The following is a 20,655-nucleotide window of genomic DNA, read 5'->3' on the forward strand; positions in this document are numbered from 1 at the left end:
GTTTCAATCCGTGCCGCAGGCGCAAAGAGTCGCACCCCGGCTAAGGCCCTAGGCTACCCCGACTATTGGTCCACGACCATTTCGTTAATGCTTGTTGCGGGGTGGGGGAGGCTCTGCTAGACCCACGCTGATTTTGCTGCCCCGGTGCGAGCCGGGTCGGTCAACATGCCTATGTCCATCGGATCTGCCCGGTGGCCGGGCCCGAATGATCGGAAGGGTGGACGTGTCCGAACCAGCTTCGATTTCCGTCGGCATTGCGGCCCGCTATGCCTCGGCGATCTTCGAGATCGCGAAAGAAGATTCCAACCTCGAAGGCCTTGAAAGCGGCGTCGACGACCTGTCGTCGGCCCTGGCCGAAAGCGAAGATCTGCGGACGCTGATTTCGTCCCCCATGATCTCGCGCGAGGAACAGGGTGCCGCCATCACGGCGATAGCCGACAAGATGGAACTTGCATCGGTGCTGCGCAAGGGCCTGGCCCTGATGGCCCAGAAACGCCGCCTGTTCGTGCTGCCCCAGCTGCTGGCCGCATTGCGCGACAAGCTGGCCGAACATCGCGGCGAGGTGACCGCCGTTGTCACCAGCGCGACCGCCCTGACGGATGCGCAGTCCGAGAAACTGGCGGCCATGCTGCGCGAGAGCGCCGGCAAGGATGTCACGCTGAAGACCACGGTCGATGAGAGCCTCATCGGCGGAATGATTGTCAAGCTGGGCTCGACCATGATCGACACGTCGATCAAGTCGAAGCTCGCCTCCCTCCAGAATGCTATGAAAGAGGTCGGATAAATGGGTATCCAAGCTGCAGAGATTTCTGCGATCCTGAAGGACCAGATCAAGAACTTCGGCCAGGATGCCGAAGTCTCCGAAGTCGGCCGCGTGCTCAGCGTGGGTGACGGGATTGCACGCGTCCACGGCCTCGACAACGTGCAGGCCGGCGAGATGGTCGAATTCCCCGGCGGCATCCGCGGGATGGCCCTGAACCTCGAAAACGACAACGTCGGTGTCGTGATCTTCGGCTCGGACCGGGACATCAAGGAAGGCGACGTGGTCAAGCGGACCAACGCCATCGTGGACGTGCCGGTGGGTGACAACCTGCTGGGCCGCGTGGTCGACGCCCTGGGCAACCCGGTCGACGGCAAGGGCCCGATCGAAGCCGCCGGCCGTTCGGTGGCCGACGTCAAGGCGCCGGGCATCATCCCGCGTAAATCCGTGCACGAGCCGATGGCCACCGGCCTGAAGTCGATCGACGCCATGATCCCGATCGGCCGCGGCCAGCGTGAGCTGATCATCGGCGACCGCCAGACCGGCAAGACCGCCGTGGCGCTCGACACGATCCTGAACCAGAAATCCTACAACGAAGCCGCGGGCGACGACGAAGGCAAGAAGCTGTACTGCATCTATGTCGCCGTCGGCCAGAAGCGCTCGACCGTGGCCCAGCTGGTGAAGAAGCTGGAAGAAAGCGGCGCTATCGAATATTCGATCGTCGTGGCCGCCACCGCATCCGAGCCCGCCCCGATGCAATACCTGGCGCCCTACACCGCAACGGCCATGGCCGAGTATTTCCGCGACAACGGCCGCCACGCGCTGATCATCTACGATGACCTGTCGAAACAGGCCGTGGCCTATCGCCAGATGTCGCTGCTGCTGCGCCGTCCGCCGGGACGTGAAGCATACCCGGGCGACGTGTTCTACCTGCACTCCCGCCTGCTGGAGCGTTCGGCCAAGCTGAACGAAGACAACGGCTCGGGCTCGCTGACGGCTCTGCCGATCATCGAAACCCAGGGCGGCGACGTGTCGGCCTTTATCCCGACCAACGTGATCTCGATCACCGACGGCCAGATCTTCCTGGAAACCGAACTGTTCTACCAGGGTATCCGCCCGGCCGTGAACACCGGTCTGTCGGTGTCGCGGGTTGGTTCGTCGGCCCAGACCTCGGCCATGTCGTCGGTCGCTGGCCCGGTGAAACTGTCGCTCGCCCAGTATCGCGAGATGGCGGCCTTTGCCCAGTTCGGTTCGGACCTCGACGCCGCCACCCAGCAGCTGCTGAACCGTGGTGCGCGCCTGACCGAGCTGATGAAACAGCCGCAATACTCGCCGCTGACGAACGCCGAGATCGTCTGCATCATCTTCGCCGGCACCAACGGCTATCTCGACAAGCTGCCCGTCAACCAGGTCGGCAAGTTCGAAGCCGGTCTGCTGAACTTCCTGCGGACCAAGAAAGCCGACTTCCTGCAGTGGATCACCGACGAGGATCCCAAGTTCAAGGGCGGTGAACCGGTCGAGAAGATGAAGGCAGTGCTCGACGAATTCGCAGCCGACTTCGCATAAGGGAGAGCATCCATGCCTTCCCTCAAGGACCTGAAAATCAGGATCGAGTCGGTCAAGTCGACCCGCAAGATCACCAAGGCCATGCAGATGGTGGCCGCCGCGAAACTGCGGCGGGCACAGGAAGCGGCCGAGGATGCGCGCCCCTATGCCGAGCGGTTCAATGCCGTGATGGCCGGGCTGGCGTCGTCCGTCGGCGGTTCCGATTCCGCGCCCCGACTCCTCTCCGGCACCGGAGAGGACAAGGTGCACCTGCTGGTCGTCATGACGGCGGAACGCGGCCTGTGTGGTGGTTTCAACGCCAACATCGCCAAGCTTGCACGGGCCAAGGTGGCCGAGCTGCGGGCGGCGGGCAAGACGGTCAAGATCCTGACGGTCGGCAAGAAGGGTCGTGATGCCCTGCGCCGCGACCACAAGGATCTCTTCGTCGGTCACGTCGACCTGGGCGAGGTGAAATCCGTCGGCTACGCCAATGCACAGGAGATCGCCCAGGGCGTTCTCGACCGTTTCGACGCGGGCGAGTTCGACGTGGCCACGATCTTCTATGCCAAGTTCGTCAACGTGGTCAGCCAGGTGCCGACCGCCCAGCAGATCATCCCGGCGACCTTCGAGGATGCCGGCGAGGATACGGGCGCCGCGCTCTACGACTACGAGCCCAGCGAAGAGGCCATCCTGGCCGACCTGCTGCCCAAGGGCGTGGCGACGGCGATCTTCTCGGCTCTGCTGGAAAACGGCGCGTCGGAACAGGGGGCCCGGATGTCCGCGATGGACAACGCGACCCGCAACGCCGGCGAGATGATCGACAAGCTGACGATCGAGTACAACCGCTCGCGTCAGGCCGTCATCACCAACGAGCTGATCGAAATCATTTCCGGCGCCGAGGCGCTGTAAAAAGACAACCGGAGACGAAACATGGCTAACGCAAAAGGCAAAGTGACCCAGGTCATCGGCGCCGTTGTCGACGTTCAGTTCGACGACCACCTGCCCGAGATCCTGAACGCGCTGACCACCGACAACAACGGCAAGACGCTGATCCTGGAAGTCGCACAGCACCTGGGCGAAAGCACCGTCCGCACCATCGCCATGGATGCGACCGAAGGGCTGGTGCGCGGCCAGGAAGTGACCGACACCGAAGGGCCGATCTCGGTTCCCGTCGGCAGCGCCACCCTGGGCCGTATCCTCAACGTCGTGGGTGAGCCCGTCGACGAAGGCGGCCCGGTCGAGGCCACCGAATACCGCCCGATCCACGCCACCGCGCCGGAATTCTCCGAGCAGGCGACGGAATCGGAAATCCTGGTCACCGGCATCAAGGTCGTCGACCTGCTGGCGCCCTATTCCAAGGGCGGCAAGATCGGCCTGTTCGGCGGCGCCGGCGTGGGCAAGACCGTTCTGATCATGGAACTCATCAACAACATCGCAAAGGTGCACTCGGGCTTCTCCGTGTTCGCCGGTGTTGGCGAGCGGACCCGTGAAGGGAACGACCTCTACCACGAGATGATCGAATCCAACGTCATCAAGCCCGACAACCTGTCGGAATCGCAGGTTGCCCTGGTCTACGGCCAGATGAACGAGCCTCCGGGAGCCCGTGCCCGTGTTGCCCTGACCGGCCTGACCCTGGCCGAGCAGTTCCGCGACAGCTCGGGGACCGACGTTCTGTTCTTCGTCGACAACATCTTCCGGTTTACCCAGGCGGGTTCGGAAGTGTCGGCCCTGCTGGGTCGTATCCCCTCGGCCGTGGGCTACCAGCCGACGCTGGCCACCGACATGGGCGCCATGCAGGAGCGGATCACCTCGACGAAAGCCGGCTCGATCACCTCGATCCAGGCCGTCTACGTTCCCGCGGACGACCTCACCGACCCCGCGCCTGCCACGACCTTTGCCCACCTCGACGCCACGACCGTTCTGTCGCGTGCGATCTCGGAACTCGGCATCTACCCGGCCGTTGACCCGCTCGACTCGTCGTCGCGGATCCTCGACCCGCAGATCGTCGGTGAAGAGCATTACCAGGTGGCCCGTGACGTGCAGGGCATCCTGCAGCGCTACAAGTCGCTCCAGGACATCATCGCCATCCTCGGGATGGACGAACTGTCGGAAGAGGACAAGCTGACCGTGGCCCGTGCCCGGAAGATCCAGCGTTTCCTCAGCCAGCCCTTCGACGTGGCCAAGGTCTTTACCGGCTCGGACGGCGTCCAGGTGCCGCTGGAAGACACGATCTCGTCGTTCAAGGCGGTTGTCGCCGGCGAATACGACCACCTGCCCGAGGGCGCCTTCTACATGGTTGGCGGCATCGAAGAGGTGATCGCCAAAGCCGAGAAGATGGCGGCGGAAGCTGCGTGAGCCGACGGCGGGGTAAAACCCCGCCCTACACGGCCATGAACCGCCGGGTGTAGGGCGGGGATTTCCCCGCCGCTCCCACACAGGAGAACAATATGGCAGACACGATGCAATTCGACCTCGTCAGCCCGGAACGCCGCCTTGCGTCGCTCCAGGCCAGCGCGGTCCAGATCCCGGGGACGGAAGGCGACATGACGGCCATGCCCGATCATGCCGCGACCATCACCACGCTGCGTCCGGGCATCCTCCGGGCGGAGACGGCCCAAGGCGCGTCGGAATATGTCGTGACCGGCGGCTTTGCCGAAATCGGGGCCGAGGGCATCACCGTGCTGGCCGAAAAGGCGATCCCGGTGGACGAGATGACCAAGGCCCACCTGGACGAGCTTGTCGCCGGCGCCCGCGCCGCGCATGAGCAGGCCGAAAAGGCCAATGGCGACCACAACCTGGTGGCTGATGCCGCCAAGCTGCTGGCCGACATGGAAGCGCTCGGCGACCACATGTCGCTCTGAGTCGCCGGCCCCTCACGGCACGTTTGATCAAGACCCCCCACGCGGGGGTCTTTTTCGTTGATCATCCCCCAAACAGGGGATGCCACTTTTCTGACACCGTGTTTCGTTAACCTTGTTGAACGACCGGTGCCGTGGGGATTGCGGCCCCGTGAGAGCCGGTCGGCCCAACGCAAGCGACGTGCACAAGGCGGTTTTTTCTCCTTCGCCCCGAACGTGCCGCAACGCCGCGGAACCGGTCACTCACCCTATTCTCCGATCGGCGGGCTTTGCTGGCCTGTCCACCCTCGAAAGAGGGTGGACAGCGCGCCTCATGGTTGAAATGATGACCCGGGGACAAGTGTTGGGGGCGCAAGGCGTGGGGATCGCGGCTGGCGGGATCTCGGTTGAAGAGTACGATCGGTTGGTCGCGGCGATCTACCGGGCCGGGCTTGATGCGTCGGCCTGGTCGGATTTTGTCACCGCCCTGGACCGCCAGATCGATGGCGCCTATCTCTCGCTCTACGGCTACGACACCCGCCTGTCCACGACGATGGACCTGATCACCAGCGGCTATACCCCTGACCAGATCGACAGCTACCAGCTCTATTACCACCGCCGGAATCCATTTCTGGCCGGGCTGGCCTCGGCGGCGCCGATGGATGTGCGCACGACCGACGGCTACATCGACCGCGAGACCTTCTTGCAGAGCGAGTTCCTCAACGGCTTCCTGTCGGCCGAGGAACATGTCGGCGCCGGGGCAGGGGGGACGATCCTGAACGATGACGGCCGCATGCTGGTGCTCTGTGGCCACGTGCGCTTCCGCGACGAGGACACCAAGGTGCCCCGGCTGATGGAGCTGATCCGGCTGCTGGGCCCGCATGTGGGCCGGGCCTTTGGCATCGGTCGGCGGCTGGGCAACCAGGCCATCACCGGCGCCGCCTGCGAGGCCGTGCTGGACCGGGTGGGCAATTCGGTCCTGGTGCTGGATGGGCGGGGCCGCCCGCTCTTTGCCAATGCCGCCGCGCGCCAGCGCATGGCCGCAAGCCGGGCCATGGGGCTGGACCGCGACGGCGCGCTGTCCTTCCGCAACACCGCCACCCAGGCCGCCTTTCACGCCGGTCTGGCCCGGCTTCTGCGCGCGGATGACACCCGCCTGCCGGGGCCCTTCGGGGTCGAGCTGGACGATGGCATGCGCGTGGCCGCGACGCTGGATCCGTTCCGCATTGCCGAAACCGACAGCCACCCCTGGACCCATCCGCCCGCCGCCCTGCTCAGCCTGTCCGACCAGAGCCTGGACCGCGTGCGCACCGAACAGCGCCTGGCCGCGCTCTACGGGTTGACGGCTGCCGAGCGGCGCCTGGTGATGCATGTCGCCGAGGACCGCAGCCTGTCGGACGTGTCCGACCTGACCGGGGTCAGCATGCATACGCTGCGCAGCCAGCTAAAATCGGTTTATGGCAAGACCGGAATCAACCGCCAGTCGCAACTGACCGGGCTGGTACACAGAATGGCCGTATGAATTTGATGCAAACGCCATCATTTCGTCGAAGTTTGACGCTTCCACTGCCTGAATTGGGCGGTATAGCTCTTGTTACCGCCACCGGCATTCACTCCACACGGTCGCCATGAAAAGACTACGCAATCACCTGGTCGGCATCGACCAGGGCGACATCAACCTGTTTTCCGACTTCCAGGACGGGGGCCAGATGTGGACCGGCGTCGGTCCACGCGAACGCCGCAGCGCGGTGAGCTTTTCGGCCAGTTTCCGGCATCCTCCGACGGTGCAGGTGTCGGTCTCGTTGTGGGATGTCGACACGGCGTCGCACATGCGCGCCGACCTCTCGGCCGAAGAGGTCACCTGCGAGGGATGCGAAGTGGTCTTCCGCACCTGGGGCGACAGCCGCGTGGCGCGCATCCGGGTGACCTGGATGGCCATCGGCGAACTGGCCCATGACGACGATTGGAACCTGTACTGATCCCGCTGTTGCCGGGGGGAAACGACAAAGCCCCGGCCAATGACCGGGGGCAGGGTGGCCGGGCCGCGGGGGCCCGGATGATCATGACCAGGTGTCAGGAAATGCCCGGGTAGAGCGTTTCGTAGATCGGCGTCAGCGTGTCCTGTTCGAAGAGCGACGAGACCGAGGTGCCGTTCCAGATGTTCAGGATGGCCTGGGCAAAGACCGGGGCCGTGGGCACGATGCGGATGTTGTGCGCGGCCTTGACCGGCTCGGTCGGCTGGATGGAATCGGTGATCACCAGCGACGACATCTGCGACTTGGTGATGCGCTCGACGGCCGGGCCGGACAGCACGCCGTGGCTGATATAGGCATGCACTTCCTGGGCGCCGTGTTCCATCAGCACGTCGGCGGCCTTGCACAGGGTGCCGGCCGTGTCGCACATGTCGTCGACGATCAGGCAGATCTTGCCTTCGACATCCCCGATGACGTTCATTTCGGCCACTTCGCCGGGCTTTTCACGGCGCTTGTCGACGATCGACAGCGGGGCGTTGATGCGCTTGGCCAGTTCGCGGGCGCGGGCCACGCCGCCGACATCCGGCGACACGACCATCATCTCGTCCATCCGGCCCTGGAACCGCGAGATCACGTCCAGTGCAAAGATCGGCGAGGCATAGAGGTTGTCGACGGGGATGTCGAAGAAGCCCTGGATCTGGGCGGCATGCAGGTCCATCGTCAGGATGCGCTCGATCCCGGCGCCGACCAGCATGTTGGCCACCAGCTTGGCGGTGATCGGCGTGCGGGCCTTGGTCCGGCGGTCCTGGCGGGCATAGCCGAAATAGGGGATCACGGCGGTGATCCGGGCGGCGCTGGACCGGCGCAGGGCGTCGGCCATGATCAGCAGTTCCATCAGGTTGTCATTGGCCGGGTTCGAGGTCGATTGCAGCAGGAACATGTCCTCGCCACGGACGTTCTCGAAGACCTCGACGAAGATCTCGGCATCGTTGAACCGTTCGACACGGGCGTCGACCAGCCCGGTGTGGACGCCCCTGTGCATGGTCATGCGCCGGGCGATGGCCTCGGCCAGTGGCAGGTTGGCATTCCCGGCGATGAGCTTGGGTTCGGTCATTTGCGGCATTTAAGGCTGTCCCCCGGCGGCGACGTGAAGTCACGTCCGATTCGCTGTGTTGACACGGAGTATCACGCCCTTACCGTCGCGCAAAGACGAGCGGCGCGGGCGTTGGCCCTGCGTGACGCTGCGGCCATGTCGGGCCAGCGGATGCCATGCTGTGTCCGGGGTGCCGGCCGGGGCCGCCACCGACCAGCGAGGAGCGGAAACGATGAAGGATGTCACCGGGCCGGACGGGCTGCACGTTGTGTCGATGGGCGAGGGCCCGCGCGAGGTGCTGGCCGTGCATTGCACCCTGGCCCAGTCGGGGGCCTGGAAAGGCGTGGCGCGGGGCCTGTCGGGCCAGGCCCGGGTGACGGCCTTTGATCTGCCGGGCCACGGGCGCAGCGCCGATTGGGACGGCCAGGGCGATCTGCCCGATGCCGTGGCGCGGATGGGCTGCGCCCTGCTGGATACCGCCCTGGGCACGGCGCCCCGGATCGACCTCGTGGGCCATTCCTTCGGAGCCATCGTGGCGCTGCGCATGGCGCAGCTGGCCGGGGCCCGCATCCGCACGCTGACCCTGATCGAGCCGGTACTGATGTGCGCGGCCCGGGGCACGGCGGCCCTGGCCGATATCGATGCCCGGGCCCTGCCGATGGAAGACATGATGGCCCGGGGCGACCTGGCCGGTGCCGCCCGCCATTTCAATGCCATGTGGTCCGATGCCCGTGCGCCGGCCTGGACCGATCTCTCCCCGGCCGCCCGGGCGGGCATGATCCGGGCGATCCCGCTGGTCCCGGCCTGCAATGCCGCGCTCTATCACGACAGCCTGGGCTTCCTCGCGCCAGGCGGCCTCGATGCCCTGGCCTGCCCGGTGCAGCTGATCCGGGGCAGCGCGACCGATCCGGTCATCGGCGAGATCAACGACCAGCTGGCCGCACGTCTCCCCGGGGCCGAGAACAAGATCATTGCGGGGGCCGGCCACATGGTGCCGATCACCCATTCCTCGCAGACCGCCGCCGAACTCTCGGCCTTCTTCGCCCGCCACCCGGCCTGACACCACCGCCCCTGCCTGCGGTGGATGTGGGGCGGATATGGCGGTCTGGGATATTTTCAAAGAGAAAGAAGCCCAAATGCGGGGCCGTCCCCGCCCCAGGGCCCCGGCCGAGCGCCGGTGGCCAACGCGCCGACAGGGCAGGTGCGCCGCCTTGCTGCTTCTTTCTCTTCTTAAATATCCGGCCGCCGGCCCGCCCGAGGGCGCTTGTCCGGGTCAGCTGCGCAGCACGTCCAGGAAGCTGTCGATGCTCTCGTCGCTGACCGACCAGTCGCAGACCAGGCGGGCGGTCAACGCCTCTTCGGGGTCGGAACCGTCCAGATCGCCTTCCCAGACGTAATACTGCGCCCCGGCCTCGTGCAGCGCCTTGTGCAGGCGGCGGGGGAAGGACGGGAACAGCATGTTGGCCTGCGGCTCCCACTCAAAGCCCGCGCCGGCCGCTTTGAGCCCCCGGGCCAGGCGCACCGCGCCGTCATTGGCCTTGCGCGCCAGGCGCAGCCACAGGTCATCGGTGACATAGGCCGCCATCTGGGCCGACAGGTAGCGGTGCTTGGAAAACAGATGGGCCCCGCGCTTGCGCCGCAGCTCGAATTCCCAGGCCTGTTTCGGATCGAAGAACACCACCGCCTCGACGCCCATGCAGCCGTTCTTGGTGCCCCCGAAGCTCAGCGCATCGACACCCGCCCGCCAGGTCATCTCGGCCGGGGTGGCATTGGTCGCCACCAGCGCATTGGCAAAACGCGCGCCGTCCAGGTGGACGGGCAGGTCGAACTCGCGGGCCACGGCGCAGAGCGCGGCCACGTCGGACGCCGAATAGACCGTGCCCCGTTCCGTCACGTTGGTGATCGAGACCGGCCCGCGCTGCGGCCCGTGCACGCCCCGGGTTTCCTCGCCCGCGATGGTCGCGCGCAGGGCCTCGGGCGTCATCCGGTCACCGCCGGGCACCAGGGTCAGCTTGGCCCCGCCGGAAAAGAACTCAGGGGCGTTGCATTCGTCTTCCTGGATATGGGCCACCGGCGAACAGAAGACCGTCGACCAGGGATCGCTGAGCGTGGCCAGGGCCAGGGAATTGGCCGCCGTGCCCGTGGCCACCAAGTAGACCGCGGCCTCGGGCGCCTCGAACACCGTGCGGATGCGCTCGCGCACCTCGTCCATCAGCGCATCCGCCCCGTAGCCCGGCGCATAGCCCGTGTTGGCCGCGGCCAGGGCGGCCATGACATCGGGGTGGACGGGGCCGGTATTGTCGGAGGCAAAGAACATCAGATGGGCTCCTCGATGATGTGGTCTTCCCAGTCGTCCTGGTCGATCTCGAATTCCGGCACCGTGCGCAGGCGCATCGATACGCCGGCCGCATGCACGCTGTCAGGATCGCCGGTCAGCAGGGGGTGCCAGTCGGGCAGGCGCTTGCCCTGCCACAGCAGGCGATAGGCGCAGGTTTCGGGCATCCAGTAGGCATGGCTGTCCAGGTTGGACGGCTTCAGCACGATGCATTCGGGCACGAATTGGTGGCGGATCGGGTATTGCGAACAGCGGCAGGTGGTATCGTCGAACAGCCGGCAGGCCACGCGGGTCAGGGCGACCTCGCCGGTGTCCTCGTCTTCCAGCTTGTTCAGGCAGCATTTGCCGCAGCCGTCGCACAGCGCTTCCCATTCGCGGGGCGACATCTTGTCCAGCGGCTTGGTTTCCCAGAAACGCGGGGCCAGGCCCTTGCGGTCGATCGGCTCGCTCATGTGGCGGCCAGGATCCGGCGGGCCCGGGCGCAATCGGCATCCATCTGGGCGATCAGCGCATCAAGTCCGTCAAAGCGTTGTTCCGGGCGCAGGTAATCGACCAGCCCGACCGACAGGGTCGCGCCGTAGAGATCGCCGGAGAAATCGAAGAGGAAGCTTTCCAGGTTGGGCACGTCGCGCCCGAACATCGGGTGCAGGCCCAGGCTGGCCGCGCCGTGGTAGCTGCCGGCATGGGGCCCGTCGAGCACGTCGACCAGCACGGCATAGACCCCCGAGGCCGGGGCATGCAGGCCCTCGATCGAGATATTGGCCGTGGGAAAGCCCAGTTCGCGGCCCTTCTGCTCGCCGCCGACCACGGTACCTTCCATGCGGTGCCAATGGCCCAGCATCTTGGCCGCATCGCGCGGGCGGCCATCGGTCAGGGCCTGGCGGATGGCCGTCGAGGACACGGTCACGCCGGTTTCCTCGACCAGCGGGGCGATGGTGGCGCCAAAGCCCATCTGGCGGCCGAACCGCACGAGATCCTCGGCCGTGCCGGCGCGATCCTTGCCGAAACAGAAATCCGCGCCGACGATGACATGCGACAGGCCGAAGCCCTCGGCGATGACATTGCGGGCGAAATCCTCGGGGCTGAGATTGGCGAGGGCGGCGTTGAAGGTGATCTGGTAAAGCTTCTCGACACCCAGCTTTTCCAGCCGGTGGGCCCGGGCGGCCTCGTTCATCAGGCGGAAGGGCGGGGCGTCGGGGGCAAAATAGCTGCGCGGATGGGGTTCGAAGGTCAGCACGCCCAGGGGCGCATCGGGCGCCGCCGTGCGGGCCAGGTCGATGACCGCCTGGTGGCCCAGGTGGCACCCGTCGAAATTGCCGATCGCGGCCGAGGCGCCGCGATCCTGGGGTTCGACAAACTGATAGTCCCGGATGATCCGCATGGCGCCAGCCGTACCCCCGGCCGCGCGGAGGTTCAAGCGCCGGATGCGGCGGCGCGGCGCCGGGGGTGAACAATGGGCACGCGGGGATCGTTCGGGTGGCCAATGGTTGTCCCCGGGCGGGGCACGTAGGGCGGGGCTTGCCCCGCCGCCCCGGAGGCGGTCAGTCGAACTTGCGAGAGGGGGCCAGCACGGTGGCCTCGCCGACCAGCACCTTGCGCCCGTCGACCAGGCAGGCGCAATCCAGCTTGACCCGGCGCCGGGCCGGATCGATGTCGGTGACGGTGACCTCGGCCCGGACCATGTCGCCGGGCCGGACGGGGGCCAGGAATTTCAGCGACTGGCCCATGTAGACCGTGCCATGGCCGGGCAGCTGTTCGCCGATCACCGCCGAGATCAGCCCGGCGGTCAGCATGCCATGGGCGATGCGGCCCTCGAAGATCGTGTCGCGGGCGTAATCGTCATCCAGGTGCACCGGGTTCCGGTCGGTCGAGACCTGGGCGAACATCTCGATATCCTCGTCGGTGACAACTTTCTGCAGGTGGCGGGACATGCCCATCTCGATGTCTTCGATGCAGATCGTGCCGCGGGGGAGGTTGTCGAGCATTGCCATGGCCTCTTCAATCGGTCCGGTAATTTTAAATCCGATAGCGAGGTGTATAGTGAAATTAAATTACTTTGCAAGCGCAGAAAGATAAGGAGCGACGGAAGTCGTAGGGCGCGGGACAGCCGTACCGGGATGGAAAGGCCTCGGCCGGGGAACGTGACGGGGCGCGCGCAGAAGCGGGGGCGGCGGCATGGGTGGTGCCGCCGCGCCGGGGGCGCTGCCCCCGTCCTCCGTTGGAGGACTCCCCCGGGAATACTTGAAAAGAGAAAGAAGCAGGAGGGGGCGCCGTCCTGCCCAACCGGCCGGACTTAGCGCAGGTGGCCCATCGAGAAGGTCGGCATGCGCTGTTCGCGGGCGAGGAAATCTTCCAGCGCCCGGGGATCGGGCTGGCCGGTGGTGCGGGTGTCTGTGGCGGCCAGCCCGCCGGTGATGAAGAGCGAATCGAGATCCTCGCCCATGGCGCCGGCGACATCGGTGTGGATGCCGTCGCCGATGGCCAGGATCGAACGGTCGGGGATCTCGTGGCCGAGAGCGGCCAGGCGGCGGCGGGCCAGGTCGTAGATCGGCGGATGGGGCTTGCCGAAGTAGAGGCTCTCACCGCCCATCTCGGTATAGAGCCGGGCCAGGGCGCCGGCGCACCATTCACGGACCTCTCCACGGTCAACGACGATGTCGGGATTGGCGCAGAGCAGTTTCAGCCCACGGGTCTTGGCCAGCAGGAACTCGGGCCGGTTGACGTCCGGATCGGCCAGGGCATCGAAGGGCCCGCAGCAGGCGATGCCCTCGGCTTCGTCCAGGGGCACGCGTTCGATGGTCAGCGGATCGTCGAGCAGGGCGGGAACGTCGAAGAACCCGGCATCGCGCTCGGCATCGCCCATGAACCAGACCTTGGTGCCGATCACCCCGGTGAACATGGCCACCCGGGCGCTGTCGCCGCTGGTGGCCACGGCGTCCCAGCAATCGTCGGGCACGCCGAACTGGGTGCGGATCTGGTCTTCGACCCCGGCCCGGGGGCGGGGCGAATTGGTGACCAGGATCACCACGCCGCCCGCCCGGCGATAGGCCTGCAGGGCGGCGACGGCTTCGGGCAGGGCATGCACGCCGTTGTGCAGGCAGCCCCAGAGATCGACGAAAAGCGCGTCGTAATTGGCGGAAACCTCGGAGAGGGCAGAGATGATGCGGGTCATGGGGTGGTTCCTTGGGGACGCGTGGGACGAAGGGCGGCTCAGAGCCGGGGGGTGACGGACCAGGCCGCGCGGTGGCGCGCGCCGGGGGCCAGGACCAGGGCGCCGGGCCGGTCGGCCAGCTGGTTGCCGGTGCCGGGCCGGGCATGCATGCCCTGCCAGGGTTCGATGCACAGGAACGGCGCGCCGGGCTTCTGCCAGATCGCCAGGTGCGGCAGGTTGTCGAAGCGGAAGTCCAGCCGGGGGCCATCGGCCACGCCATAGCTCAGCGCCGGGCCGGCGCCATCGGGAAAGATCATCGCATCGGCCGCGAATTGCGCCGGGTCCAGCGTCAGCCGGCCGGCGCGGAAGGGCGAGGGCAGGCGGGTGTCGGGCAGGCAGGGCCCGTCGATCCGGGCCAGGGCCGGCTCGGCCCCGTTGGCCAGGGTGATCTCGTGGGGTTGGCCCTCGCCGCCGGGCAGGGGCCAGGCAAAGGCCGGGTGAAAGCCCAGCTGGAAGGGAAAGGGCCGGTCGCCGGTGTTGATCACCTCGGCACTGGCCGTCAGCGTCCCCCCGTCGAGGCAATAGCCCAGTTCGAGGCGGAAGGCGAAGGGGAACTGGGCGCGCGTGGCCTCGCTGTCGTTCAGCACCCAGAGGCAGGACAGGTCATCCTGCGCGGCCAGGGTGAAAGGCGATTTCCGCGCCGGCCCGTGCTGGCCCATCTCGGCTTCGAAGTCGCCCACCGAAATGCGCCCGTCCGGGCCCGGCCCGATGATCGGGAACAGGATCGGCGCCCGGCCGCTCCACCAGGCCTGATCGCCCTGCCACAGGATCTCGCGACCCCTGGCCTTCAGGCTCTGCATCTCGCCGCCGGCCGCGGTGGTGGTCACCTCGAGCTGGTCGTTCGACAGGGTCACGGTCATGGCTCTTCTCCCGTAAGAAAAAGGGGCACCCGCAGGCGCCCCTTCCGAATGCCGATCAGGATGGCACCGATCAGACCTTGAGGCTGGGGATGATCTGCTTCTTGCGGCTCATCACGCCGGGCAGGACGACCGTGTCACCGGACACCGTTGCGTCAAAGCTCTTTTCGGCCACGCCCTTGACCAGGTCGTTGGGCACGAAGAGCGTTGCCTCTTCCTTGAGGATGTCGATGACGAAGAGCAGCACCTGGTCGACGCCATCCTCGGCGGCCACGGCGGACATGCTCTCGACCAGCGAGGCCTTGCGGTCGAGGATCACGCCCGGTGCGGTGGTCTCCAGGACCGAAACACGGAATTTCGTGCCGTCGACCTCGTATTCCTTGCTGTCCATGCGCAGCAGCTCGGCATCCGAGAATTCCGACACGTCCGACTTGGCCGCGAACATCTCGGCGGCATAGGACGGGATGTCGATACCCAGGTCGGCGGCCAGTTTCTCGGCCACGGCCTTGTCATGCGGCGTGGTGGTCGGCGAGCGGAATTCCAGCGTGTCGGACAGGATGCAGGTCAGCGCCGCGCCCTTGACGGCCTCGGGCATCTTGGCGGCATCGTCACCGATCAGGTCCAGCATGATCGTCGCGGTGCAGGCCAGCGGGCGCACGGTGATGTCGATCGGGCCCTTGGTTTCCAGCCCGCCGACCAGCTTGTGGTGGTCGATGATCGCCGTGATGTCGGCCGCGTTGATCGACGCCGGCAGCTCGGCCGGGTTGTTGGTGTCGACGATGACCACCGGCGCGCCCTCGGCCACGTCGGTGATGATCTCGGGCTTCTCGAAGCCCCAGCGCTCCAGCATGAAGGCCGCCTCGGTGTTGGGCTCGCCCAGCAGCACGGGCTTGGCCGCGGTGCCCTTCACCTCGTTGAGGTACCAGGCCCAGATGATGGGCGAACCAGTGGAATCGGTATCGGGCGACTTGTGGCCGAAAACTTGCGTGGTCATGCTGAAACGGTCCTTCGGGGTTCAACGGGTAATCAATTCGCGCGCCTTATAGGCACCCCGGCTGGTCTTGTCACCATCGCGTCATTGCCCCCATGCCCGCCTGGCCCGTTTCAGCCATGCGCCTGCCGCAACCCCGCCCGTCGCGGCACCCGCTGCCCGCTTGCACCGCGGGCCCTGCGTCGCGCCACGCCCCTGGCTTCTTCTTGGTCCAAATACCCGGCGCGCCACCGGCCACGGGCGCTCCGCCGATCAAAAGCCCGCCCGTTCCAGCACCCAGCCCTTCCCGGCCAGCAGGTTCAGCAGGCCGGCCTCGCCGGGCAGGTGCGCCCCGCCCACGGCCACCACCAGCACCGCGCCGCCGGTCCGTTCGATCACCGGCAGCCAGGCCCGGTTGCGCGCGTCGATCAGCCGCTCCTGGAACCCGTCCAGCAGCCGGCGCACCTCGGCCCGGGGCACGTCCAGGTCGGCATACATCGTCCAGTCCTGGATCAGCAGACCCTCGGCCAGGCGCTCGTCGAAATAGGCCTCCGACATGGTCACGACCTGGTCGTCGAAATTCATCTCGCTGGTCAGGTCGTATTCCAGGATCCGCGCCTGGTCGCGCAGGGGCTGGGCGGCCAGCGCCTGCAGCCCGGCGGCCGAAGGCTCCAGCGAGCCGATCGGGATGCGCGCCCGCTGGGCCAGCGCCTCGATCCGGTCGTCCAGCCCGCGTATCCGCCCGCCGGTCTCGCTGCAGGGCGACTGGTCCAGGAAGAACCCGGCAAACCAGGGCTGCATCCGCGCCACCTCATCGGGCAGGAACCCGTCGCGGGCCATCCGCGCCGACAGGTAATCCCAGACCGGCGGCGACAGCATGTCGGGCAGATAGGGCGGCCGGTCCAAAAGAAAGACCGAGCGGTCGCGCATGATCCGGTCCATCTCGGCATCGGTCTCGTGCGAGGTCACTTCCAGCAGCACGGCATCGGCCGACAGGACCACCGGCCGCAGCCGTCGCATCACCGGGCCCAGCCGCCGGTCGCCGGTATGCATCGTGCCGATGACATGCAGCTGCCGGCCGGCCTTGCGCGCGATCCAGTGGTTGCCGTGGGCATAGGGCGTGCGGGCCAGCTCGGCCTCCATCCGCGCTTCGGCCGCCGGCGTCAGCATCGGCCGCAGGTCGCGTCCGGTGCACCGGGCCAGGGCCTGGTGCGCGCAAAGCACCAGCAGGGCGGTCAGGATCAGGCGGCATGCCACGATGCGAAGCTCCATATCACTGCCCCGGGCGGGGGCGGTCAAACCGGCGCGGCGCCGGTCGTGCCAGCTTAGGCCGCGGCCTGCGCCCGGGAAAGCCGCAGCGGCGAGGCTTGGCAACAGCCCGCCACAGCTGTGGCCCCCGGGTGCCGCCGTCCCAAGCCTCGCAACTCTTTCCCCCGGCGATGTGGCCACGCAGCCCAGCATGGGGGATCGCACGCCTGCCGCAGCCGCACAGCCCTTTCTCGGGCATTGTCCATGAACGCCCGCAGCCCCAATACCGGTCAGTATCCCTATGGCGGCCGCCTGCGGTATCCCGACACCCCCTGCAGCGCTCGCCCTCCCTGCCACCGTCCGCGTGGCCCCCCGCTTGATCGCCGGGCGGCGGCTGCGTACCAAGGCGGTCATGCAGCGGGAACAGGACCTCTACGCGCCGGTCAAGGCGATGCTCGAACGCCAGGGCTATACCGTCCGGGGCGAGGTCGGCGCGGCCGATGTCATGGCCATGCGCGGCGACGAAGAGCCCCTGATCGTCGAGCTCAAGCTGCGCTTTTCCCTGTCGCTCTACCACCAGGCCCTGGCCCGGCTGAAGGTCACCGACCTGGTCTACCTGGCCGTGCCCCGCCCGACCGGACGCAGCGCCCGGCGCGCGCTGAAGGACAATGTCACCCTCTGCCGCCGGCTGGGCCTGGGCCTGATCACCGTGCGCTCGGACGGGCTGGTCGAGGTGCAATGTGATCCCGGCCCCTATGCCCCGCGCAAATCGGCCAAGGCCCGGGCCCGGTTGCTGCGCGAATTCGACCGGATCGAAGGCGATCCCAATGCCGGCGGCGCCACCCGGCACGGCATCGTCACGGGCTACCGCCAGGACGCCCTGCGCTGCGCCGCCCACCTGGCCGAACACGGGGCCTGTCGCGGAGCCGTCGTGGCCGCGGCCACCGGCGTGGCCCAGGCCACCCGGCTGATGCGCGACAACCATTACGGCTGGTTCGAAAAGGTCTCCACCGGCGTCTATGCCCTGACCGGCGAGGGCAGCGCCGGGCTGGCCCATTGGGCTTACAGCTGGGGGGACGATGCGGGCGATGCCGTGGATGACACCGGTGTTGACGCAGATGCGGGCAAAGACGCGGGTTGATGACGCCGTGGCGGCCGGTGACACGGGTGATGATGCGGTCGCAGGCGATGACAGGCGCAACCACATGGTTGCGGGCGATGAGGCCGGTCGATGCGGCGATAGCGTCGGGCAACACGGCGGATCACGCTGTGGCGGCGATGACCCCGGGCGATGACGTTTCCGCAGGGGACGACACGAGGAATAGCGCAGGTGCTGACATCGACCCCGAAACCGGCACAGCGGCACGAGACGGCTGAGCCGGGCAGGGGATGGCAAGGGACAACGGAGGCCGGCCGAAGCCGCACGATCAGGACCCGGTCTGCTGCGCGGGGTTGAAGCTGCGCAGCCAGGCGGTCATCTGCCAGCGGATCAGCCGGTCTTTCTCGATCGTGTCATAGGTCACCCCGGCCATGGCCGCCGCCGTGCGGATCCGCGTTTCATAGGGCCCGACCCGCCCGTCGGTGTCGATGATCAGGATGCCCGGCCGCTTGCCCGTTAGATGGGCGGCAAAGAGCGCCTGCTGGACGCTGTCCAGCGATGATCGCTTGTCCAGCCCGACCTCGATCACCGCGTCTTCGGTTTCGCAATCGACCCGGATGCGGTGCAGGTCATAGCCCACCGAATAGCCATGCGATTGCTCGGGCATTCCGCCCAGCATCAGCACGCAATAGATCGCTGCCAGCGCAACCTCACCCATCTGTCCCTCCGGCCCCACCCGAAATCGTTACCAGAAGGTTAACGCATCCCGCGTCCCCCGTCAGCCATGTTAACGGATCGGCCGCCTGCCGGGGACGGAAAGGGTACACAGGGTTGCCAGCAAGTTATCTCGCCCCCGCCGGACAGGCAGGATTGCGGAGGTGGGGCAGGGCACGCAGGCCGTCGAGGGAGCTACCGCGCCAGGGCCGTGCAGCGGGCCGATGGGGAGCGCCATCGTGACGTCGGGGTAATAGGGTCTCCAGAGTTACCGCGCCGGGGCCGGACACGCAGGGTCGTTGAGGGGGCTATTGTGCCCGGTCTGGGCGGCGGGCCGCCATCGGGCGGGCAAGGGGCCAACGATGCAGGAACGGCGCATGCCGACTGTCGGAAAAACCTCCTCAGCGGACCGAAAGGCCGGGCCGGGACCATCGGCCGCAGGACCGGGCTACAGCGGCGGGGGGCGGCGCGTTGCACCGCGCGCGGCCTGCCGCCAACGCCGCAAGGCAAAGGGATCAGCCGGGGGACCGGAACGCCCGGGCGGAAATCTGCACGGAATTGCCAGAGGGATCCTTGAGATTGGCAAAAGCATACCCGCCGCCATCCAGCAACGGCCCGACCTCGATCCCCGCGGCCATCAGCGCCGCGCGCCGGGCGGGCACATCGGCCACGTCGAAGACCAGCTTGACCAGCACTTGGCCCATCTTCTGGGCCTTGCCAGCCGGGTGCAGCAACAGCGCCGCCCCGCCGGCCTGAGGGGCCAGCTCGGTGATCCGGTCGGCCGGGTCGCGGCGGATCTGATAGCCGAAATGCGTGGCATAGAACTCGGCCATCTCGTCCATCTTGCGCGTGTAGATGATCAGTCGACCCAGGGTCATGCCACGGCCTCCGGTCAGGACGACGCGCGGCGCAGCCGCTCGCGGTGGACGGTATAAAGCCCCGAGGCCACGATGATCGCACAGCCCAGGATCGTCCAGCTGTCGGGCAGGTCTCCGAAGATCACGAAGCCATAGAACGTGCCCCAGAGGATCATGCTGTAATGCACCGGTGCCAGGACCACGGCCTGGGCGATGTCCAGCGCGCGGATGACCAGCACCTCGCCCAGCCCGGCGCAGATGGCCAGCCCGGCGATGATGCCCCAGGTCGACAGGCTGTCGGGCGTGACCCAGACGAAGGGCAGGGTCAGCGTGATGACCAGCGACGAGGTCAGCGAGGTATAGGCCACGGTTGTCGTCACGCTGTCGGCGCCCGACAGCCAGCGCGACAGGACCTGGCGAAAGGCGAACATGCAGGCGGCGGCGACGATGAACAGGATTGCCGGGTGGAACACGCCCATGCCCGGCCGGATGACGATCAGCATGCCGACAAAGCCCGCGGCCACGGCGGCCCAGCGGCGCGGGCCCACCGGCTCGCGCAGGATCAGCGCGCCCAGGATGGTCACGACGAAGGGCGCGATGAAGGTCACGGCCACGGCATCGGCCAGCGGAACGAAACCCACGCCGACGATGAAACAAGCCGCCGAGACGGCGGCCGTCAGGCCCCGGGCGATCTGCAGCCCCGGCTTGACCGACACCAGCAAAGCGCGGCCGCGGATGGCCAGCAGGGCCAGCACGCCGATCAGCAGGCCGAGCTGGCGGAACCAGACGATCTGGAAGGCCGGCAGTTCGGCCGTGAGCAGCTTGGCCTGCATGTCGCAGGCCGCCAGCGAAAAGAACCCCATGGCCATCAGGACGATGCCCCGCAGGTTCTGGGCCTGCTGGCTGGGCAGGGGCGCGTTGATCGGGGCGGCGGGCAGGGGCATGGGCGGTCTTTCTTGCGGGCGGGGCGCCGGCGGCGCGGCCGATGGGGCGGGCGCGTCGGGCCGGAGCGTTCGTCGGGGGTTTGGGGCGAGGGCGGGCCGTGGCCCGCGTCGTGCCCATCTGGCCCGGCAGGTGCCCGCTTGGCAAGGTCCGCTCTGCCCCGTCCAGCCCCGCCGGCGGCCCGGCGCCCGCGATTGCGTGGCCCGCGGGGCCG

Annotated in this window: 21 protein-coding genes; 9 read left to right on the forward strand and 12 right to left on the reverse strand. The window is 67.4% G+C overall.

Annotated features, from left to right (window positions below; translation table 11 throughout):
- Positions 1-223: 223 nt before the first annotated feature.
- The 7 genes from ACK3BB_RS08160 (at position 224) to ACK3BB_RS08190 (ending at position 7,121) form a co-directional block, all read left to right on the forward strand.
- Positions 224-784 (forward strand): F0F1 ATP synthase subunit delta, encoded by a 561-nt coding sequence (locus ACK3BB_RS08160; protein WP_428928225.1) that lies wholly within the window; start codon positions 224-226, stop codon positions 782-784.
- Positions 785-2,326 (forward strand): F0F1 ATP synthase subunit alpha, encoded by a 1,542-nt coding sequence (gene atpA, locus ACK3BB_RS08165; protein WP_428928226.1) that lies wholly within the window; start codon positions 785-787, stop codon positions 2,324-2,326.
- Positions 2,327-2,338: 12 nt separating this feature from the next.
- Positions 2,339-3,214, forward strand: a complete 876-nt coding sequence (locus ACK3BB_RS08170; RefSeq protein WP_428928227.1) for a F0F1 ATP synthase subunit gamma — start codon at positions 2,339-2,341, stop codon at positions 3,212-3,214.
- Between the two features lie 21 nt (positions 3,215-3,235).
- Positions 3,236-4,660 carry a F0F1 ATP synthase subunit beta gene (atpD, locus tag ACK3BB_RS08175; RefSeq protein ID WP_428928228.1) on the forward strand — a complete coding sequence of 475 codons (1,425 nt, stop codon included), beginning with the start codon at positions 3,236-3,238 and terminating at the stop codon, positions 4,658-4,660.
- Between the two features lie 92 nt (positions 4,661-4,752).
- The gene (locus ACK3BB_RS08180) at positions 4,753-5,166 is read left to right on the forward strand and encodes a F0F1 ATP synthase subunit epsilon (protein ID WP_428928229.1); all 414 of its coding nucleotides are present in this window, start codon (positions 4,753-4,755) and stop codon (positions 5,164-5,166) included.
- Between the two features lie 310 nt (positions 5,167-5,476).
- The gene (locus tag ACK3BB_RS08185) at positions 5,477-6,664 is read left to right on the forward strand and encodes a helix-turn-helix transcriptional regulator (protein WP_428928230.1); all 1,188 of its coding nucleotides are present in this window, start codon (positions 5,477-5,479) and stop codon (positions 6,662-6,664) included.
- A 106-nt stretch (positions 6,665-6,770) separates the two neighbouring features.
- Positions 6,771-7,121: an H-type lectin domain-containing protein gene (locus tag ACK3BB_RS08190; RefSeq protein WP_428928231.1), complete on the forward strand. Its 351-nt coding sequence runs from the start codon at positions 6,771-6,773 to the stop codon at positions 7,119-7,121.
- A gap of 94 nt (positions 7,122-7,215) precedes the next feature.
- Here ACK3BB_RS08190 and ACK3BB_RS08195 read toward each other — a convergent pair whose 3' ends face one another.
- On the reverse strand, positions 7,216-8,238 hold the full coding sequence (locus tag ACK3BB_RS08195; RefSeq protein WP_428928232.1) for a ribose-phosphate pyrophosphokinase: 1,023 nt from the start codon (positions 8,236-8,238) through the stop codon (positions 7,216-7,218).
- A 202-nt stretch (positions 8,239-8,440) separates the two neighbouring features.
- Between ACK3BB_RS08195 and ACK3BB_RS08200 the strand changes: the two genes are divergently transcribed.
- Positions 8,441-9,268, forward strand: a complete 828-nt coding sequence (locus tag ACK3BB_RS08200; RefSeq protein ID WP_428928233.1) for an alpha/beta fold hydrolase — start codon at positions 8,441-8,443, stop codon at positions 9,266-9,268.
- A gap of 213 nt (positions 9,269-9,481) precedes the next feature.
- Here ACK3BB_RS08200 and ACK3BB_RS08205 read toward each other — a convergent pair whose 3' ends face one another.
- The 8 genes from ACK3BB_RS08205 to ACK3BB_RS08240 form a co-directional block, all read right to left on the reverse strand.
- Positions 9,482-10,525: a threonine aldolase family protein gene (locus ACK3BB_RS08205; RefSeq protein ID WP_428928234.1), complete on the reverse strand. Its 1,044-nt coding sequence runs from the start codon at positions 10,523-10,525 to the stop codon at positions 9,482-9,484.
- The gene (locus ACK3BB_RS08210) at positions 10,525-10,995 is read right to left on the reverse strand and encodes a YcgN family cysteine cluster protein (protein ID WP_428928235.1); all 471 of its coding nucleotides are present in this window, start codon (positions 10,993-10,995) and stop codon (positions 10,525-10,527) included. The genes ACK3BB_RS08205 and ACK3BB_RS08210 overlap by 1 nt, the downstream gene beginning before the upstream one ends.
- The gene (locus tag ACK3BB_RS08215; protein WP_428928236.1) at positions 10,992-11,924 is read right to left on the reverse strand and encodes a bifunctional riboflavin kinase/FAD synthetase; all 933 of its coding nucleotides are present in this window, start codon (positions 11,922-11,924) and stop codon (positions 10,992-10,994) included. Before ACK3BB_RS08215 ends, ACK3BB_RS08210 begins: the two co-directional genes overlap by 4 nt.
- 160 nt (positions 11,925-12,084) lie before the next feature.
- Complete coding sequence (locus tag ACK3BB_RS08220; RefSeq protein WP_428928237.1) at positions 12,085-12,528, reverse strand: MaoC family dehydratase; 444 nt, start codon at positions 12,526-12,528, stop codon at positions 12,085-12,087.
- 308 nt (positions 12,529-12,836) lie between these two features.
- The gene (locus ACK3BB_RS08225) at positions 12,837-13,715 is read right to left on the reverse strand and encodes an HAD family hydrolase (RefSeq protein ID WP_428928238.1); all 879 of its coding nucleotides are present in this window, start codon (positions 13,713-13,715) and stop codon (positions 12,837-12,839) included.
- A gap of 38 nt (positions 13,716-13,753) precedes the next feature.
- Entirely contained in the window at positions 13,754-14,614 is an 861-nt protein-coding gene (locus ACK3BB_RS08230) for an aldose 1-epimerase family protein (RefSeq protein WP_428928239.1), read from the reverse strand.
- Positions 14,615-14,684: 70 nt separating this feature from the next.
- Positions 14,685-15,605, reverse strand: coding sequence for a manganese-dependent inorganic pyrophosphatase (locus tag ACK3BB_RS08235; RefSeq protein WP_428928240.1), 921 nt, complete (start codon positions 15,603-15,605; stop codon positions 14,685-14,687).
- Between the two features lie 249 nt (positions 15,606-15,854).
- Positions 15,855-16,853 carry a TraB/GumN family protein gene (locus tag ACK3BB_RS08240; RefSeq protein WP_428928241.1) on the reverse strand — a complete coding sequence of 333 codons (999 nt, stop codon included), beginning with the start codon at positions 16,851-16,853 and terminating at the stop codon, positions 15,855-15,857.
- Positions 16,854-17,241: 388 nt separating this feature from the next.
- Here ACK3BB_RS08240 and ACK3BB_RS08245 point away from each other — a divergent pair, with 388 nt between their 5' ends.
- Positions 17,242-17,970, forward strand: a complete 729-nt coding sequence (locus ACK3BB_RS08245; RefSeq protein WP_428928242.1) for a DUF2161 domain-containing phosphodiesterase — start codon at positions 17,242-17,244, stop codon at positions 17,968-17,970.
- Between the two features lie 286 nt (positions 17,971-18,256).
- Here the strand turns inward: ACK3BB_RS08245 and ACK3BB_RS08250 are convergent, their stop codons facing one another.
- The 3 genes from ACK3BB_RS08250 to ACK3BB_RS08260 form a co-directional block, all read right to left on the reverse strand.
- Positions 18,257-18,646 carry a hypothetical protein gene (locus ACK3BB_RS08250; RefSeq protein ID WP_428928243.1) on the reverse strand — a complete coding sequence of 130 codons (390 nt, stop codon included), beginning with the start codon at positions 18,644-18,646 and terminating at the stop codon, positions 18,257-18,259.
- A 511-nt stretch (positions 18,647-19,157) separates the two neighbouring features.
- Positions 19,158-19,520 (reverse strand): VOC family protein, encoded by a 363-nt coding sequence (locus ACK3BB_RS08255; RefSeq protein WP_428928244.1) that lies wholly within the window; start codon positions 19,518-19,520, stop codon positions 19,158-19,160.
- 14 nt (positions 19,521-19,534) lie between these two features.
- Positions 19,535-20,443, reverse strand: coding sequence for a DMT family transporter (locus ACK3BB_RS08260; RefSeq protein ID WP_428928245.1), 909 nt, complete (start codon positions 20,441-20,443; stop codon positions 19,535-19,537).
- Positions 20,444-20,655: the final 212 nt, after the last annotated feature.

The organism is Marinibacterium sp. SX1, assembly GCF_050389775.1.
In the GTDB taxonomy this organism is placed as follows: domain Bacteria; phylum Pseudomonadota; class Alphaproteobacteria; order Rhodobacterales; family Rhodobacteraceae; genus Marinibacterium.

Bases quoted from the DNA above. Each gene is read 5' to 3' on its own strand.
- ACK3BB_RS08200 (WP_428928233.1), top strand. From the start codon at position 8,441: ATGAAGGATGTCACCGGGCCGGACGGGCTGCACGTTGTGTCGATGGGC.
- ACK3BB_RS08235 (WP_428928240.1), bottom strand. From the start codon at position 15,605: ATGACCACGCAAGTTTTCGGCCACAAGTCGCCCGATACCGATTCCACT.
- ACK3BB_RS08185 (WP_428928230.1), top strand. From the start codon at position 5,477: ATGGTTGAAATGATGACCCGGGGACAAGTGTTGGGGGCGCAAGGCGTG.
- ACK3BB_RS08205 (WP_428928234.1), bottom strand. From the start codon at position 10,525: ATGTTCTTTGCCTCCGACAATACCGGCCCCGTCCACCCCGATGTCATG.
- ACK3BB_RS08215 (WP_428928236.1), bottom strand. From the start codon at position 11,924: ATGCGGATCATCCGGGACTATCAGTTTGTCGAACCCCAGGATCGCGGC.
- ACK3BB_RS08190 (WP_428928231.1), top strand. From the start codon at position 6,771: ATGAAAAGACTACGCAATCACCTGGTCGGCATCGACCAGGGCGACATC.
- ACK3BB_RS08240 (WP_428928241.1), bottom strand. From the start codon at position 16,853: ATGGAGCTTCGCATCGTGGCATGCCGCCTGATCCTGACCGCCCTGCTG.
- ACK3BB_RS08220 (WP_428928237.1), bottom strand. From the start codon at position 12,528: ATGCTCGACAACCTCCCCCGCGGCACGATCTGCATCGAAGACATCGAG.
- ACK3BB_RS08245 (WP_428928242.1), top strand. From the start codon at position 17,242: ATGCAGCGGGAACAGGACCTCTACGCGCCGGTCAAGGCGATGCTCGAA.
- ACK3BB_RS08210 (WP_428928235.1), bottom strand. From the start codon at position 10,995: ATGAGCGAGCCGATCGACCGCAAGGGCCTGGCCCCGCGTTTCTGGGAA.
- ACK3BB_RS08260 (WP_428928245.1), bottom strand. From the start codon at position 20,443: ATGCCCCTGCCCGCCGCCCCGATCAACGCGCCCCTGCCCAGCCAGCAG.
- ACK3BB_RS08170 (WP_428928227.1), top strand. From the start codon at position 2,339: ATGCCTTCCCTCAAGGACCTGAAAATCAGGATCGAGTCGGTCAAGTCG.
- ACK3BB_RS08250 (WP_428928243.1), bottom strand. From the start codon at position 18,646: ATGGGTGAGGTTGCGCTGGCAGCGATCTATTGCGTGCTGATGCTGGGC.
- ACK3BB_RS08255 (WP_428928244.1), bottom strand. From the start codon at position 19,520: ATGACCCTGGGTCGACTGATCATCTACACGCGCAAGATGGACGAGATG.
- ACK3BB_RS08230 (WP_428928239.1), bottom strand. From the start codon at position 14,614: ATGACCGTGACCCTGTCGAACGACCAGCTCGAGGTGACCACCACCGCG.
- ACK3BB_RS08195 (WP_428928232.1), bottom strand. From the start codon at position 8,238: ATGCCGCAAATGACCGAACCCAAGCTCATCGCCGGGAATGCCAACCTG.
- atpD (WP_428928228.1), top strand. From the start codon at position 3,236: ATGGCTAACGCAAAAGGCAAAGTGACCCAGGTCATCGGCGCCGTTGTC.
- atpA (WP_428928226.1), top strand. From the start codon at position 785: ATGGGTATCCAAGCTGCAGAGATTTCTGCGATCCTGAAGGACCAGATC.
- ACK3BB_RS08225 (WP_428928238.1), bottom strand. From the start codon at position 13,715: ATGACCCGCATCATCTCTGCCCTCTCCGAGGTTTCCGCCAATTACGAC.
- ACK3BB_RS08180 (WP_428928229.1), top strand. From the start codon at position 4,753: ATGGCAGACACGATGCAATTCGACCTCGTCAGCCCGGAACGCCGCCTT.